15 protein-coding genes are annotated in these 14,897 nt (G+C 68.7%); 11 read left to right on the top strand and 4 right to left on the bottom strand.

Features of this window, described 5'->3' with window-relative positions; all coding sequences use genetic code 11:
- The first annotated feature begins 38 nt into the window (after window positions 1-38).
- Genes I1E95_RS12955 through I1E95_RS12945 form a run of 3 tightly spaced genes read left to right on the top strand, consistent with a single transcriptional unit; the run spans window position 39 to window position 2,187 of the window.
- On the top strand, window positions 39-989 hold the full coding sequence (locus I1E95_RS12955; protein WP_197162858.1) for an NAD(+) kinase: 951 nt from the start codon (window positions 39-41) through the stop codon (window positions 987-989).
- On the top strand, window positions 986-1,654 hold the full coding sequence (locus I1E95_RS12950) for a winged-helix domain-containing protein (RefSeq protein WP_197162856.1): 669 nt from the start codon (window positions 986-988) through the stop codon (window positions 1,652-1,654). The genes I1E95_RS12955 and I1E95_RS12950 overlap by 4 nt, the downstream gene beginning before the upstream one ends.
- Complete coding sequence (locus I1E95_RS12945; RefSeq protein WP_197162855.1) at window positions 1,651-2,187, top strand: DUF192 domain-containing protein; 537 nt, start codon at window positions 1,651-1,653, stop codon at window positions 2,185-2,187. Before I1E95_RS12950 ends, I1E95_RS12945 begins: the two co-directional genes overlap by 4 nt.
- Here the strand turns inward: I1E95_RS12945 and cbiE are convergent.
- The gene (gene cbiE, locus I1E95_RS12940) at window positions 2,165-3,487 is read right to left on the bottom strand and encodes a precorrin-6y C5,15-methyltransferase (decarboxylating) subunit CbiE (RefSeq protein WP_231594630.1); all 1,323 of its coding nucleotides are present in this window, start codon (window positions 3,485-3,487) and stop codon (window positions 2,165-2,167) included. The genes I1E95_RS12945 and cbiE overlap by 23 nt on opposite strands.
- Before the next feature lie 23 nt (window positions 3,488-3,510).
- Here cbiE and I1E95_RS12935 point away from each other — a divergent pair, with 23 nt between their 5' ends.
- From I1E95_RS12935 to I1E95_RS12910, 6 genes are all read left to right on the top strand, one after another.
- Window positions 3,511-3,756 (top strand): hypothetical protein, encoded by a 246-nt coding sequence (locus I1E95_RS12935; RefSeq protein WP_197162851.1) that lies wholly within the window; start codon window positions 3,511-3,513, stop codon window positions 3,754-3,756.
- A 27-nt stretch (window positions 3,757-3,783) separates the two neighbouring features.
- Complete coding sequence (locus I1E95_RS12930) at window positions 3,784-6,303, top strand: GH116 family glycosyl hydrolase (RefSeq protein WP_197162850.1); 2,520 nt, start codon at window positions 3,784-3,786, stop codon at window positions 6,301-6,303.
- Window positions 6,300-6,821 carry a DUF3122 domain-containing protein gene (locus tag I1E95_RS12925; RefSeq protein WP_197162848.1) on the top strand — a complete coding sequence of 174 codons (522 nt, stop codon included), beginning with the start codon at window positions 6,300-6,302 and terminating at the stop codon, window positions 6,819-6,821. The genes I1E95_RS12930 and I1E95_RS12925 overlap by 4 nt, the downstream gene beginning before the upstream one ends.
- Before the next feature lie 64 nt (window positions 6,822-6,885).
- Entirely contained in the window at window positions 6,886-7,974 is a 1,089-nt protein-coding gene (gene ribD / locus I1E95_RS12920; RefSeq protein WP_197167510.1) for a bifunctional diaminohydroxyphosphoribosylaminopyrimidine deaminase/5-amino-6-(5-phosphoribosylamino)uracil reductase RibD, read from the top strand.
- A gap of 10 nt (window positions 7,975-7,984) precedes the next feature.
- Window positions 7,985-9,019 (top strand): mechanosensitive ion channel family protein, encoded by a 1,035-nt coding sequence (locus I1E95_RS12915; RefSeq protein WP_197162846.1) that lies wholly within the window; start codon window positions 7,985-7,987, stop codon window positions 9,017-9,019.
- A 3-nt stretch (window positions 9,020-9,022) separates the two neighbouring features.
- The gene (locus tag I1E95_RS12910) at window positions 9,023-10,543 is read left to right on the top strand and encodes a peptide ligase PGM1-related protein (protein ID WP_197162844.1); all 1,521 of its coding nucleotides are present in this window, start codon (window positions 9,023-9,025) and stop codon (window positions 10,541-10,543) included.
- Between the two features lie 16 nt (window positions 10,544-10,559).
- Here the strand turns inward: I1E95_RS12910 and I1E95_RS12905 are convergent, their stop codons facing one another.
- Window positions 10,560-11,732 carry a hypothetical protein gene (locus I1E95_RS12905; RefSeq protein WP_197162842.1) on the bottom strand — a complete coding sequence of 391 codons (1,173 nt, stop codon included), beginning with the start codon at window positions 11,730-11,732 and terminating at the stop codon, window positions 10,560-10,562.
- 553 nt (window positions 11,733-12,285) lie between these two features.
- On the opposite strand from I1E95_RS12905, the gene I1E95_RS12900 reads away from it, so the two are divergent.
- Window positions 12,286-12,564, top strand: a complete 279-nt coding sequence (locus I1E95_RS12900; protein WP_197162841.1) for a DUF427 domain-containing protein — start codon at window positions 12,286-12,288, stop codon at window positions 12,562-12,564.
- 53 nt (window positions 12,565-12,617) lie between these two features.
- The gene (locus tag I1E95_RS12895; protein ID WP_197162839.1) at window positions 12,618-13,106 is read left to right on the top strand and encodes a hemagglutinin; all 489 of its coding nucleotides are present in this window, start codon (window positions 12,618-12,620) and stop codon (window positions 13,104-13,106) included.
- Here I1E95_RS12895 and I1E95_RS12890 read toward each other — a convergent pair.
- Both I1E95_RS12890 and I1E95_RS12885 read right to left on the bottom strand, forming a co-directional pair.
- Window positions 13,097-13,705, bottom strand: a complete 609-nt coding sequence (locus I1E95_RS12890; RefSeq protein WP_197162837.1) for a DUF3598 family protein — start codon at window positions 13,703-13,705, stop codon at window positions 13,097-13,099. The genes I1E95_RS12895 and I1E95_RS12890 overlap by 10 nt on opposite strands.
- A gap of 45 nt (window positions 13,706-13,750) precedes the next feature.
- Window positions 13,751-14,794, bottom strand: a complete 1,044-nt coding sequence (locus tag I1E95_RS12885; RefSeq protein ID WP_197162835.1) for an AI-2E family transporter — start codon at window positions 14,792-14,794, stop codon at window positions 13,751-13,753.
- Between the last annotated feature and the right edge of the window lie 103 nt (window positions 14,795-14,897).

Here is a 14,897-nt window from a genome sequence, read left to right as displayed (position 1 = left end):
GGCTCCCCATAAACTCAACAGGTCCTCGCCTCCGACCGGTGCCCTGCGTCGGACTGATCGTCAACGACGGCAAGGATCTGGCCGTCAAGACGGCCGATGTCATCCAGAGCCGCCTGGAGGCGGCCGGCACCAGCGTGCTGCGGGTGAGCAGCTCCGGCGGCATGGTGGGCTTCGCCAACCCCGACCAGCACCTGCGCAGCCGCGGGTACAGCGCCTGCGTGCCCGAGAGCTTCCATCCGGAGATGAGCCTGGCCGTGGTGCTGGGCGGCGACGGCACGGTGCTCTCGGCCGCACGCCAGACGGCGCCGATCGGCGTGCCGATCCTCACGGTCAACACCGGCCACCTGGGTTTCCTGGCCGAGGCCTACCTCAGCGAGCTGGATGGGGCCATGGACCAGCTCCTCACCGACCGCTGGAGCGTGGAGGAGCGCACGATGCTGGTGGTGAGCGTGATGCGGGGCGACCAGCGGCGCTGGGAAGTGCTCTGCCTCAACGAGATGGCTCTGCACCGGGAACCGCTCACGAGCATGTGCCATTTCGAGATCGCCATCGGTCGCCATGTGCCCGTGGACATCTCCGCCGATGGGGTGATCCTCTCGACTCCCACCGGATCCACCGCCTATGCCCTCAGTGCCGGCGGGCCGGTGATCACCCCCGACTGCCCGGTGCTGCAGCTCACCCCGATCGCGCCCCATTCCCTCGCCTCCCGCGCCCTGGTGTTCAGCGACCAGGAGCCGGTGACGGTGTTTCCAGCCACCCCCGAGCGGCTGATGATGGTGGTGGACGGCAGTGCCGGCTGCTACGTGTGGCCGGAGGACCGAGTGCTGATCCGCCGCAGCCCTCACCCCGCCCGCTTCGTGCGGCTGCAGGACCACGAGTTCTTCCAGGTGCTGCGCAACAAGCTGGGCTGGGGACTGCCCCATGTGGCCAAACCCGACAACGGCGAGCTCGGCGGCCGCGACGGTTCCGCTGCCGGTGGACGTCCATGAGCGGGCCCCTGATCCTGCTGGTGGGGGAGGAGGCCGAAGCGATGGCCCCTCGGCTGGAGGCCTCCGGTTACCGCACCGCGCCGGTGGGAGCCCTGCCCGATCCGCCGGCGGCGGTGCTGGTGTCGGGAGCTGATGGGGTGGCCACGATTCCGGCCCTGCGCATGATCCTGGAGGATGTGCCGATCCTGCTGGATCTGGTCTGCGACAGCGTCGAGGCCCGCTCCCTCTGCTTCAGCTCCGGCGCCGACGACTTCTGGCTCTCCAGCGCCGGCGGCAGTGACCTGCTGATGCGCCTGCGCCTGCTGCTGCAGATCCGCGGCGACACCCGGGGCCTGGCGCCGCCCCTGCAGCTCGGCGACCTGAGCCTCGATCCCGCCAGCCGGGACGTGCGGCGGGGGCGGCGGCCGCTCGCGCTCACTGCCCGCGAATACCAGCTGCTGCTCACGCTGATGCGACAGCCGGGCATGGTGCTCAGCCGCGAGCAGATCCTCGCCGAGGTGTGGAACGACCAGCAGGGTGCCGCCAGCAACGTGGTGGAGGTGTACGTCCGCTACCTGCGCCAGAAGCTCGAGGAGCACGGCGAGCGCCGCCTGATCCACACCGTGCGCGGGCGTGGCTACTGCCTGTGCGAGCGTGCGCCCCGCCCGGAGCGCCCCGCCCCATGACCCACTCCAGACGGCTGCCGACAGCGCTGACTGCTCTGCTGGCGCCGCTTGGGTTGGTGCTGGGGACCCTCGCCCTGGGCACCCCCCGGTCTCTTGGCGCCGAGAGTCAAGCGCAGACCCCTCCCCAGGTGCTGCCGCTGGAGGCGGAATGGTGCCTGGAGGGAACCTCATCAGGCGGTTGCATCCAGCTGGAGGTGCCCAGGAGCCAGCGCCAGTACAGCCTGGGCCTGATGCAACGCCCGCCGCTGGGGCCCCTGCGGGGAATGTGGTTCCGCTTCGATCCACCCGAGCCGGCGCGCTTCTGGATGCACCAGACCATCACCCCGCTCGACATGATCTTTGTGCGCGAGGGCCGGGTGATCGCCATCGAAGCCGCGGCCCAGCCCTGCCCGCGCCTGCCCTGCCGCAGCTATGGGCCCCAGGAACCCTCCGATGGGGTGGTGGAGCTGGATGCCGGCGAGGCGGCCCGCCTCGGCATTGTTGTGGGCACTCCGGCGCCGATCCGCTGGCTCAATCGACGCGGCGCCCCTTGAGCACCAGCACCGGATTGAGTGGCGCCAGTCGAGTGCCCTCCGCCAGGGGGGAACCCCGCCAGGCCTGCAGCTGACTCACCTGGACCCGCAGCCCGGCCTGCTCCAGCGGCGGACGCAACTCAGCGAGGGCTTCCACGGTGGCCAGAGGAATCACCACCTGGCCGTGCGGCCGCAGGCGCCGCAGCACGATCTCCAGCAGCGCGAGACGCTGGCGGCCGCCGCCGCCGAGCAGCACCCGGTCGGGATCCGGGGGGCCGCCCTGCTCCAGCACGCTGAGGGCGTCACCTTCGAGCACCCCCGCCGGCTCGACACCGAGACGCTCGGCATTGGCGTGGATCAGGGCCGCTGAACCGCCTCGCCGCTCCAGGGCCCAGAGCTCCAGCGCCGGTCGCAGCCGCAGGGCCTCCAGGCCCACCGAGCCCACCCCGGCCCCCACATCCCAGAGCACACCGCGGGCGGGCAGCTCCAGGTCGGCGAGCAACTGGATGCGCACCTCCCGCTTGGTCATCAGGCCGGGACGATCGGGGTGCTGAAGCCAGAGGCCATCCTCGAGACCGAACAGCGGCAGGCCGGCGGGATCGGGAGGGACGGGCGGCTCGGCGATCAGCAGCACCAGGTGCAGGGGATCGAGATCGGCCGGCAACGCCGCCTGGGGCGCCAGCCGCTGCACCCGCTCCCGGGGGTGGCCGAGCCGCTCGCACAGCCACAGGACATAGGCGGCTTCCAGGCCGGAAGCCGCCAGGATCCGTCGCACCTCCTCGGCGCCGCCGCGGCCCGGATCGGTGAGCACCGCCAGAGCCGCCGGGCGCCGCTGCAGGCGGCTGGCCAGGGGTTCGGGGTCGCGGCCGTGCAGGCTCACCCACTCGGCGTCCTGCCAGGGGCGACCGAGCCGGGCGAAGGCCAGCTGCAGGCTGGAGGGAGCGGGATGAAAGCGCAGGCAGTCGCGGGGGAACCGCTCCAGCAGCAGCCTGCCGATACCGAACCAGAGCGGATCGCCGCTGGCGAGCAGCACCACCGCCCGGCCGTCAGCAAGGGCCTGCTCCAGCCGGGGAAAGAGCTGCTCGGGACGATCACTGGCGATCAGCTCCGGCAGCTGCTTGGCATCCGCCAGGGCCTGGCGCAGCTCCGCCAGCAGCCTGGCCGGTGCCGCCACCAGATCAGCCTGACGCACCAGGGCCGCCGCCGGTGCTGGCAGCGAGGCCAAGCCGGCGGCGTCGGTGCCGATCACCTCGAGGCGGTGCGGCTGGTGCGGTGGATGCACAGGGCGACTCCGGTGCGGCGGCTGGCCGGGCCTCGCCATGATGCCCCCGAGTCGAAGCCGCCATGGCAGCACCTGAGCCCCCCTCCCGCCACCAGCGCGTGCACGAGCTGGCCCTGGCCCTGCTGGCTCGGCAGGCCGAAATCGAGCTGCTCAGCCCCGAAGCCACGGGCGGCGGCGGCGAGGACGCCGGCCTCTGGCTGGAGCGCAACCGCCGGGTGGTGCAGCGCTATCAGGCGGTGGTGCGCTCGGCGATCACCCTGGATGCCCTGATCGAGCAGGAAGTGGCCGCCGGGACCGGCCAGCTCTGACAAGCTGGCGCCATCTCGATGAGCACCATGGCTCCGTTCGGCCTGTCCGCCCTCTCCATGCTGCTGCGCGGGTCAGGCGCCGGTCGGCCATGGCAGGCCCCCCCCGCCAGCTGGCAGCGGCCGATCGGCCAGGGTTGGGAGGCCCCCTACACGGTGCGCTACGCCAGCAACCTCGACGACGGACCGAACCACGGCGCCCCACTGGGGGGCTTCGGGGCGGGCTGCCTCGGCCGCGGGCCCGATGGCAGCTTCAACCTCTGGCATCTCGACGGAGGTGAGCACTGGTTCGGGGTGGTGCCCGACTGTCAGTTCGCCCTGTTCGAGCACGACGGCACGGCGAGCCGGGCGCGCGCCCTGGCCCTGGCGCCCGAACGCGACGACTCCCGGCCGGAGGCCAGCGGACGCCCCCTGGGCCGCTGGCAGTGGCTGGAGAAAGAGGGCGGCAGCGCCGAAGCCGGCGGCTCGTCCGGTACCTACGCCGCCCGTTATCCACTCCACTGGTTCGATTACCGGGCCGACTTCCGCGCCGAGGTGAGCTGCGAAGCCTTCAGCCCGATCCTCCCCGGCGACTACCAGCACACCAGCTATCCCGTGGCGGTGTTCCGCTGGCGGCTGGCCAACCCCACCCAAAAACCCCTGGACCTCTCGTTGCTGCTGACCTGGCGCAACACCGTCGGCTGGTTCACCAACACCGATCCCAGCGCCGCCGTCACCTTCCGCGACGACGGCAGCCCGGAGCACAACTACCTGCCCGCCATCGGCCGAGGCAGCGGCCAGCGCAACCGCTGGATCGACGCTCCCGGCCTCAAGGGCGTGCTGCTGGAGGGCACGGCCAGCCAGCCGATCGCCGAGGGGGAGGGCCAGTGGTGTCTGGCGGTGCCCGACCAGCTCGAGGGGGTGGAGGTGATGCGCTGCAGCCGCTGGGATCCCAGCGGCGATGGCGCCGAGATCTGGGAGCCCTTCGCCCGTGACGGCTCGATTCCCGACAGCAACAACGACCGCCGCAGCACCGGCCGAGAGCAGGCCAGCGCGGCGATCTCCCTGCGCCTGAGGCTGGAGCCGGGCGCCGAGATCGAGCTGCCGGTGGTGATCAGCTGGGACCTGCCCGTGACCGCCTTCGCCACGGGCACGGCCGCCCTGCGCCGCTACACGGATTTCTTCGGGGCCACGGGCGACAACGCCGCCACCGTCGCCGCCGAGGCCCTGCGCGACTGGCGCCAGTGGCGGGAGGCGATCGAAACCTGGCAGCGGCCGGTGCTGGAGCGCAGCGACCTGCCGGAGGCCCTGCGCATGGCCCTGCTCAACGAGCTCTACGACCTCGCCAGCGGCGGCAGCCTCTGGACCGCCGCGAGTTCCAGCGATCCCGTGGGCCGCTTCGGGGTGCTGGAGTGCCTCGACTACGCCTGGTACGAAAGCCTCGACGTGCGGCTCTACGGCTCCTTCGCCCTGCTGCAGCTCTGGCCCGAGCTCGACAAGGCGGTGCTGCGCAGCTTCGCGCGGGCCATCCCCGCCGCTGATGCCACGCCGCGGCCGATCGGCTGGTACTTCACCCAGGGCCGGGGCCGGGTGGAAGCGGCACGGAAGGTGGCCGGAGCCACCCCCCACGACCTGGGCGCCCCCAACGAGCGGCCGTTCGATGCCACCAACTACACCGCGTATCAAGACTGCAACCTCTGGAAGGACCTGGCCTCCGACTTCGTGCTGCAGGTGTGGCGCCTGTTCCGGCTCTCGCCCTCGGGGGAGGACCTGCGCTTCCTGGCCGACTGCTGGCCGGCGGTGGTGGAGGCCCTGCGCTACCTCAAGCAGTTCGACGTCAACGACGACGGCCTGCCCGACAACGGCGGCGCGCCGGATCAGACCTTCGACGACTGGCCACTGCAGGGGGTGAGCGCCTACTGCGGCGCCCTCTGGATCGCGGCGCTGGAGGCGGCCCTGGCGATGGCTCAGCGGCTGCAGCTCGACCTCGGCCTCGACACCGGCGCCGAGCAGCGCGAGTTCGGCAGCTGGCTGGAGCCGTCACGGGCGAATTTCGACCGGCTGCTCTGGAACGGGGAGTACTACAACATCGATGCCCAGAGCGGCACACCGGTGGTGATGGCCGACCAGCTCTGCGGTGACTTCTACGCCCGCCTGCTGGGTCTGCCGCCGGTGGTGAGCGACGAGCGGGCCCTCTCGTCACTGACGGCCATCCGCGAAGCCTGCTTCGAGCGGTTCGAGGGGGGACGCCTGGGGGTGGCCAACGGCCTGCGCCGCGACGGGACGCCGCTCGATCCCAAGGGCACCCACCCCCTGGAAGTGTGGACCGGGATCAATTTCGGCCTGGCGGCCTACTACCGGCTCATGGGCCAGACCGACACCGCCCTGGCGATCACCGGCGCGGTGGTGGGGCAGGTGTACGCGGGGGGGCTGCAGTTCCGCACCCCCGAGGCGATCACGGCGGTGAACACCTTCCGTGCCTGCCACTACCTGCGGGCGATGGCGATCTGGGCTCTCTGGGCCACCCACACCGACTGGCAGCCGATCCCCGGTGCCGAGCGCGAACCATGAGGCCAGTGATCCGCAGGGTGGCGCCTCTGCTGCTGGCCGTGGTCCTGCTGCTGGGCAGCCTGGTTGCGGGTGCCGCCCCGATGGACGCGCTCAGCCTGCTGGCCCAGCTGCACGCCCACCCCGGCGAAACCGGCACCCCGGTGCTGCGCAGCCTGGTGAGTCTCCGCGATCTCGATGACCAGGCCTGGCAGCTGGTGGCCTTCCGGGACGGCCCACCCGGAGCTCCCCTGCGCCTGCGGGTGGTGGGCTATCCCGGCAAGGTGCGGCTCGATCACCCCACCTCCCTGCAGGTGCGCTCAGGGCCGTTCCAGTGGGCGCTGGAGGATGTGACCCTGGAGAGCTCGGCCCTCGGCAACGACGGCCGCTCCGCCGCCGCCGAGTTCGACCTGCAGCCGTTGCTGGCGGACCTGAGCCGGGACCGTCCGCTGCGGCTGCGGCTTCCGGGGGTGTTCACCGAGCTGCCCGTGCCGCCGTTCGTGGTGGCGGAGTGGCGCAGCCTGGGGGAGAGTCCGGCGTGAGCAGAGTGGTTCCGGCGTGATCGCGGTGGCCGAGGAGAGCCAGCGGCGCCGCTGGGACGCCTGGATGGAGCGGGCCCTGGGCCTGGCCGCCCTGGCCGACGGCTGCACCAGTCCCAACCCCCTCGTGGGCGCACTCCTGCTCGATGCCTACGGTGGGCTGGTGGGAGAGGGCTTCCATGCCGCCGCCGGCCGGCCCCACGCCGAGGTGGGGGCCCTGGCCCAGGCGGGTGAGCGTGCCCGGGGCGGCACCCTGGTGGTGACCCTGGAGCCCTGCTGCCACCACGGCCGCACCCCACCCTGCAGCGAGGCGGTGATCGCCGCCGGGATCCGACGGGTGATCGTGGCGATGGAGGATCCCGATCCGCGGGTGGCGGGAGCGGGGATCGCACGGCTGCAGGCCGCCGGACTCGAGGTGCTGGTGGGTGTGAGGGAGCTCCGTGCCCACGCCCTCAACGCGGCCTTCTGCCACCGGGTGCGCTCGGGGCGGCCCCTGGGGGTGCTCAAGTGGGCCATGAGCGTGGACGGGCGCACGGCCCTGCCGAACGGTGCGAGCCAGTGGATCAGCGGCCCTCAGGCCCGGGGCTGGGTGCACCGCCTGCGCGCCCGCTGCGATGCGGTGATCGTGGGCGGCGGCACGGTGCGTGCCGACGATCCGCTGCTCACCAGCCGGGGGCTGCGGCCGATTGAGCCGTTGCGGGTGGTGATCAGCCGGGGTCTGCTGCTGCCGGAGCGGGCGCAGCTGTGGGACCAGGGCCCGGCCGCCACCCTGGTGGTCCATGGCCCCGAGGCCCCTGGCGAGCGCCGTCGCCGGCTGGATGCAGGCGGGGTGGAGCGACTGGAGCTCAGCCGCTGCGAGCCGCGGCAGCTGCTGGAGGCCCTGGCCGTGCGGGGCTGCAACCAGGTGCTGTGGGAATGCGGTCCGGAGCTGGCGGCCGCCGCAATGCGCCAGGGCTGCGTGCAGCGCATCGCGGCGGTGGTGGCCCCGAAGGTGCTTGGGGGGAGCCCCGCCCGGACACCCGTGGGCGACCTCCAGCTCACGTCCATGGCCATGGCGCCGCTCTGGAGGGAACGCCGGCTGAGCCGCTCGGGGGCTGATCTGATCTGGGATCTGAGCGTCCCCGAGCCGATGTCCGGGTCTGAGCCGGCTCCTTAAAGTCCTGGCGATGATCAACCCGCTGTCGCTGCGCCTGCCGATTCCCGTGCTCGGGATCCTGGCCGCCAGCGGGATCTGGCTGATTCTGCAACTGCTGGGGCAACGCCTGCCCGGCGGTTCCCTGGCCCGCGCCCTGATCCTGCGCAGCCGGTTGAGTCTGGCGGTCACGATCCTGCTGGGCAGCCTGGGCTGGTGGCTGGTGGCCCTGGTGGGTCCGCAGTGGCTGCCGCTGCCGCGGGGCGGCGCGGAGCTCCGTGATGAGTTGGTCGTGATCGGCCTGATCTGGACGCTGCTGCGCTGGAGAGGGGAGCTGTGGCGCAAGGCGGATGCCTATTCCCAGCAGCTGTTCCCCACGCTGCCCCAGCGCGAGCGGCTGTTTCTCTTCGATCTGAGCAACAAGCTGTTCACGATCGCTGTGGTGGCGATCATCACCGTGGAGGTCCTGCGCCTGCTCGGCACCCCGACGGCCATCCTCGCCACCGCAGGCGGCTTCGGGGCCGCGGCGCTCGGTTTCGGAGCCAAGACGATCGTGGAAAACGGCCTTAGCGGCATCAGTGTGTACATCAACAGACCCTTCGTGGTGGGTGATGTGATCAGGATTCCAGCTGAGGATCTGAGCGGCACGGTGCAGCAGATCGGCTGGTTCTACACCGAATTGCACGATCCCGAACGGCAGCCGATCTTCATTCCCAATGCGATCTTCACGGTGAAGCCGATCATCAACATCGCCCGGATCGACAGCCGGCGGGTGTGGATCGAATTCGGACTGCGCTACGAGGATCTGGGTGTGCTGGAAGCGGTGATCGAGGATCTTCGGCGGGAGCTGGCCGAGCACCCCGGCATCGATCACAGCAAGGCCCATGCCGTTCATTTCGTGCGCTACGGCGACTCCAGCCTCGACATCCGCCTGCTCTGCCACGCCGCCAGCGGCGAGATGGCGGCGTCGTGGGATCTGCAGCAGCAGTTGCTGCTGCGCATCGGCGCGGTGGTGGAGAAGCATCAGGCCGGCATGCCCTTCCCCACCCGCACCCTGCTCAGGAGCTGAGCCATGAGCCTGAGTTTCGCGGAACTCCAACGCCAGCTTCGGCCGGAATGGGGCGAGTTCCACCCCGACGGCGACCAGACCCACGGGCGCGAGGGCAGCAGCGAGGGCTGGGATCTGCTGGTGGTGCCCTCGCTGAGCCTCGATCACCACCAGATGGCGCTGGTCACCGGTGCTCACCACTACGAGGAACGGCAGCTGTTCTCCCTCATCCGCCTGCGGGATCCGGGCGTGCGGGCCGTGTACATCACCAGCAAGCTGCTGCCGGAGCTGGTGGTGGATGCGGTGCTGGAGCTGCTGCCGGGGGTACCCGCCTCCCACGCCCGCCGGCGCCTGCAGCTGTTCGACACCGACGACGCCTCCGCCCGCTCCCTCACCGAAAAACTGCTGGAGCGGCCGGCGCTGCTGGAGCGCATCCGTGAACGGCTGCGGCCGGGACGCAGCTTCATGACCTGCTTCAACGTGACCGAGCAGGAGAAGCGCTTGTCGGAGCGGTTGCAGGTGCCGCTGCTGGGCACCGATCCGGCTCTGAGCCACTGGGGCGGCAAGGCCGGCAGCCGAGAGCTGTTCCGCCGCTGCGCCGTGCCCCATCCACCCGGCAGCCCCCTGGTCTTCGACCTCGACGCCCTCGCGGATGCGACGGCGGAGCTGTGGGAAGCCCACCCTGAGCTGAGCCGCGTGGTGGTGAAGCTGGACCAGGGCTTCAGCGGTGAAGGCAACGCCCCCCTGGAGCTGGCGCCCCTGCAGCTGGCGGAGCGCAGCGGCCGCGAGCGCAGGATCCGTCTGCGGGAGGCCCTCGAGAGCCTGGAGATGCCACCGCCCCAGTGGCGTCAGTTGCTGCGGGAGCAGGGGGCGCTGGTGGAGGCCTGGCTGCTGGGGGGCGAAGAGCTGGCTTCTCCGAGCGTGCAGGGGATGATCCACCCGGGCGGGGCGGTGGAGGTGCTCTCCACCCATGAGCAGGTGCTGGGCGGGGTGAGCGGACAGACCTACCTGGGCTGCCGCTTTCCCGCCGAGGAGCACTACCGCGCGGACCTGATGCGTCACGGGCTGGCGGTGGGCCAGGCGCTGGCGGCGGAGGGCGCCCTGGAGCGCTATGCGGTGGATTTCGTGGCGCGCCGCTTCGGAGACCGCTGGGATCTGCAGGCGATCGAGGTGAACCTGCGCAAAGGCGGCACCACCCACCCCTACATGGCCCTGCGCTATGCCACCAACGGCCACATCGATGCCTCCAGCGGTCTGTTCCGCTCACCCACCGGCCAGCCGCTGTTTTATGCCGCCACCGACAACCTCTGCGACCCCAGGCTGCGGGGCCTGCTGCCGGTGGACCTGATCGACATCGTGGCCGCCGCCGGTCTGCATTTCGACCCGGCCGAACCGCGCGGCAGCATCTTCCACCTGCTGGGCTGCCTCTCGGAATTCGGCAAGCTCGGCATGACCTGCATCGGCCGCAGTCCCGAGGAAGCCGAGCGCATCTACGCAGCCACGGCGGAGCGCCTGATCGCCGGAGCGGAGGCGCTGCGTGGATGAAGATCAGATCAGCAGGTCATCCTGAAGGATCGACATCGATAGTCAGAGACTGATGCCGGGATGGCTCAGGCGAAGGGGAGATCAGAGAATGGAAAGACTCCGTCATTGAAGATGAAGGTTTCAAACTCACTGATGGATGCAGTGGCCTCGGGCAACAGGTATCCCGTGTCCCAGCCGGGGGAGTCAGAGTCGTTTCAGCTCTATAAAACTCGACTGATTTTGATTCATTATCAACAAGCGTGATCTGGAAATCGTTCACGCTGTAGGCAGAAAGATCCCAGACATCATTGCCTCTGCCGCCAACTCCGACGAAGTCACCAAAGCCCTCAAGCCGGTCATTGCCGGAGCCCATGTCCACCAGGATTCCGTCGCCGAAGCCATCCACCATCACGCCACCGATACTGGCCCTGGCGATCACCTCGTCGTTGCCGTTCCCCATAGAGATCGTGCCAGCAAAGCCAATATTCGGATCCAGGGGTGCCCCAAGGGCACTGATTCCATGAACTCCGTGCACAACCGTCAACAGCGGATCATCGCAATCGATTGGCACGATTCCATCAACGCGAGCTTCACCGATAATCCGATCATTGCCATGTCCAGCGAAGATTGAAGAGGTACCGCCTTCCAGCGCCTGCTCATCAAATAGACCAATACCCGCTATACCACCCTCTTCACTGATGAATCCTTGCGCCACCCCCGTGAGCCTGTCGTTTCCGTTACCGAGCAGAACAGTACTGCCATCTTCACCGACAAGCACTCCAGCCAACCAGTAGGCGTAGGCATTGGGATCGTCAGCCCTGGCTGATCCCACAACCTCATCGTCGCCATTGCCAGCCGAATAGAGCGCCCCGTAGCGGAGATTGATCCCCCATCCCACCCTGTAATCACCTCCGACTCCGGCCAGATCAACACTTCCAATCAGCTTGTCATTGCCATTTCCAGCAGACAGGAAACTGCCGTCACTCAGGCGGATGCCATTCAGCCTTCGGACATCAGTCGTCGCCAGGGAAAATGAATTGGATGATGTTCCAATCAGCTGATCAGAACCATTCAGGCTGTAAGCGACGCTTCCACTCGGAAGCTCCAGGGGCTGACCTGGATTAACAATGTCACTACGATTTGTAAATGGGTAAACAGAAAGATCGACGAAGGCGGCGAGTGACTCCAGTGGATCACTGGAGTCACGCAATGGAAGCGATTAAGACGTCAAAAAGACTCTGGCTCGATCTTAAATAATGGATATGACATCGAGTGAAAAGAGAGAATGATTCTCTGAAGCTTCACTGTTTGAAGGAAAGCCTCTGCAAGCATTACCGAGCTGACTGTAGTCCCAGTCTCTGAGAATCGATGAGACCCTGTATTCACAATCCCACCCGAACCACCAACCGGCCAGACCTTGATCCCGGACCAGATCTGGATGGACGAGCGGTCAACAACCGCTGGAGCCAGTCCGAGAGGTGAACCGGACATCACCCTGCACCCTGCCTGGATGGAATCGATCTGTTCAGCCTCCGGGTCATGGATCTGGACAGGATCAAGGATCGCGGACACAGCCTCCAACTCCCGGACCCGTCCACGAAGCCCTATCCGGAACCTTCCCTGCGACAGCCATGCATGCGCCGTGCTGGCTCTGGCCGGCCATGGCAGAGCCATCTCTGCCTGCTGACCATGCGCCCCCACGGCTTCATCGGCCACAACCGAGCGGCCGGGGCTGCAGGATGAATCCTCTTTGCCCTGACGTCATGGAAGCCCGCTGGAACGACACCGTGATCGCCGCCAGTGACGACATCGTGAAGCTTGAAGGCAATGCCTACTTCCCGCCCGAGGCACTCGTGCTCGAGCACCTGCGCCCGTCGTCGCACCGCAGCGTCTGTGGCTGGAAAGGCGAAGCCCACTACTACGACGTGGTGGTGGGGGATCAGGTGAACGCCAATGCCGCCTGGTTCTATCCCGAGCCCAAGCCGGCCGCCGCTGAGATCAAGGGCCGTGTGGCGTTCTGGAAGGGCGTGCAGGTGAACTGAGCCTCCTGGCCCCTGGCCTGGCTACAGAGGAGGCAGCGGGCTCCCGGCAGGCGATGAAACTCATCTTCACTCCGATCCACGTCTTCCGGGAGACCCCGGCGGTCACGTTCTTCGACGCGAGCGTGGCCGGCAGCAACGCCAGTGATGTGGTGCTGCACCAGGGGGCGGCCGTGTCCCCACCCGACGACGGTGACTTCATGCAGTTCTACGTGCACCACCACCAGGTGGATCACAACCTGGTGGTTCTTGGCACCCGTACCTTCACCCTGCTCAATCCCGGCTGGGAGCAGCCCCACCATGTGGTGCATCTGGAGCGGGCCATGGGAGCCCTGGAGCTGCCGATCGACACCTACCACCGCTCGGTGTCGGGGCCGGAGGGGAGCCTGGTGCTGAATCAGCCTGAACGCCTTAAGGACTTCAACATCGCCAGCGAATTCCAGCCCGTGAGCCTGCGTGAGCGCGACGACCTGCGCCAGCTGCTGGCCGTACCCCCATGGGTCTGGTGCTGGCGTGGTGGTCACATCTGCCGCGATCAGGGCTGAGGCAGTCCGTTGGCGCCGTAGATCCGCTCCAGCACCAGCTCCCGCCCCGGCAGGGGGCTCCAGCGGAGCCTCACGGCCAGGGGCTCGCCGAAGCGGCGCTCCAGGGCGGTGGTGAGAGTGAGGTCGTCGGTGAGCTGCCAGCTGCCGCTGCATGAACCATCGCCGCCCGGCAGAACCCTGGCCCGCAGGGGGGGCGCCGGGGCCGGATCCACCACCCCGGGGCGCGCTTCCACCACCACCACCACGCTTTCGAGCCGCTCGGCGCCGTGGCGCACCACCACTCGCCGGCGGCGATCGCCGTCCACCAGGCAAAGCTCCATCACCGCTGGCCAGGGGCCGGTCTTGTCGGGGCCGAGACTCCAGTGCCCATCAGGGCTGATCGCCATCAAGGCCGGCGGTTCGGCAAAGCGCATCGTGGCCACCTTGCCGGTGTTCAGGTAGGTGAGGGCCGCTTCGATCTGACCGTCGGTCTCCGTCACATGCAGGCGTGTGCCAAAACGCTCGCTTTCCAGCCCCTGATCATCAAGGCGAACGAAGGTTCCCTCCCACGACCCGGCGTTGTGCTCCAGCAGGGTGCGGCGGCGATTGAGGCTGGACACGCGTGGACTGAAGGCGGCGGTCCTCCGATGCTGGCAACCCCCGGGCTAGGGCGCGGCCGGCGGCAGGGTCGACTCCGCCTCCGGCAGCGGGTCGGCCTCCTCGCTCTCCTTGCCCCACCCCAGGATCATGCCGGTCACGGGAATGGCCAGGAATACCCCCAGCAGACCCGCCAGCCGCTCGCCGACGAACAGGGCAAAGAACAGCACCACCGGCCGGATTTCCAGGGCCCTGCCCATCACCCGGGGATGGATCAGATTGTCCTGGATCTGTTGCAGCACCACCGAGGCGATCACCACCTGCAGGGCCAGCCACTGGCCCTGGGTCAGGAACACCAGGCTGGAGGCCACGATCACCCCGAGGGTGGCGCCGATGCCGGGGATGGCATCCAGCACGCCCACCACGATCGCCAGCACCAGGGAGAACTTCACCCCCAGCAGGGCGAACACCAGGAAGCTGGCCAGGCTGAGGAAGATCATCAGCGTGATCTGACCGCGCAGGAACCCCAGCACGTTCTTCTGGACACTGCGGTCGAAGCGGCCACGCACGTCCTCCGGCAGCAGACGCAGGACCTGGCTCCAGGTGGCCCCGTTGTCGATCAGCATGTAGACCACGATCACCAGCAGAAACACACCACCGAAGACGTTGCTGAAGGCTCCGCCGATCACGCCGAGGCCGGTGCCGAGGCTGGCGCGCAGAAGCTCCAGCACCTTCGAGAGCTCAAGCGTGTTCAGGTAACCGTGAAAGGGCAGATCCGGACGCTTCAAGCCCAGCACCAGGTCATTGAGCAGGCTGCTGCCCTGGTTGATCAACTGGAACCCGAGCACAGCCACGAACAGGCTGGCCACCGCCAGCACGGCGAACACGGTGATGAGGATCGCCAGGCCCCTGCCGCAACCCAGGCGCGCCAGCCGCCGCACCGGATCGTCGAGCAGCACCGCCAGCACCGCCGCCGCGATGAAGACGACGAGGACCGCTCGGAAGTAGTCGATCAGCTGCACCACCCCCCAGCCACAGGCCAGCAGCAACAGGAAACGCAGCAGGGCGGAGTTGCTCAGCCGCTGCCGGGCCGGACCGTTGGAGTCATTCATGGAGGAGGAGCGGAGCCGGCAGCCCACAAGATTCGCTGAACGGAGTGGAACCCGGCCGAAAAGGAGCGGATTGACTTAAGACCACGGGCCAACGAACCCATGG

Origin of the sequence: Synechococcus sp. CBW1107, from assembly GCF_015841355.1 — a bacterium.
Taxonomy (GTDB): Bacteria; Cyanobacteriota; Cyanobacteriia; order PCC-6307; family Cyanobiaceae; genus Regnicoccus_A.
Note: the sequence above shows the minus strand (reverse complement) of the source record. Positions and strands in the feature narration are given on the sequence as shown.

Coding starts and splice junctions, on each gene's coding strand:
- I1E95_RS12950 (WP_197162856.1), top strand. CDS start 986: ATGAGCGGGCCCCTGATCCTGCTGGTGGGGGAGGAGGCCGAAGCGATG.
- I1E95_RS12945 (WP_197162855.1), top strand. CDS start 1,651: ATGACCCACTCCAGACGGCTGCCGACAGCGCTGACTGCTCTGCTGGCG.
- cbiE (WP_231594630.1), bottom strand. CDS start 3,487: ATGGCGAGGCCCGGCCAGCCGCCGCACCGGAGTCGCCCTGTGCATCCA.
- I1E95_RS12935 (WP_197162851.1), top strand. CDS start 3,511: ATGGCAGCACCTGAGCCCCCCTCCCGCCACCAGCGCGTGCACGAGCTG.
- I1E95_RS12930 (WP_197162850.1), top strand. CDS start 3,784: ATGGCTCCGTTCGGCCTGTCCGCCCTCTCCATGCTGCTGCGCGGGTCA.
- I1E95_RS12925 (WP_197162848.1), top strand. CDS start 6,300: ATGAGGCCAGTGATCCGCAGGGTGGCGCCTCTGCTGCTGGCCGTGGTC.
- ribD (WP_197167510.1), top strand. CDS start 6,886: ATGGAGCGGGCCCTGGGCCTGGCCGCCCTGGCCGACGGCTGCACCAGT.
- I1E95_RS12915 (WP_197162846.1), top strand. CDS start 7,985: ATGATCAACCCGCTGTCGCTGCGCCTGCCGATTCCCGTGCTCGGGATC.
- I1E95_RS12910 (WP_197162844.1), top strand. CDS start 9,023: ATGAGCCTGAGTTTCGCGGAACTCCAACGCCAGCTTCGGCCGGAATGG.
- I1E95_RS12900 (WP_197162841.1), top strand. CDS start 12,286: ATGGAAGCCCGCTGGAACGACACCGTGATCGCCGCCAGTGACGACATC.
- I1E95_RS12895 (WP_197162839.1), top strand. CDS start 12,618: ATGAAACTCATCTTCACTCCGATCCACGTCTTCCGGGAGACCCCGGCG.
- I1E95_RS12885 (WP_197162835.1), bottom strand. CDS start 14,794: ATGAATGACTCCAACGGTCCGGCCCGGCAGCGGCTGAGCAACTCCGCC.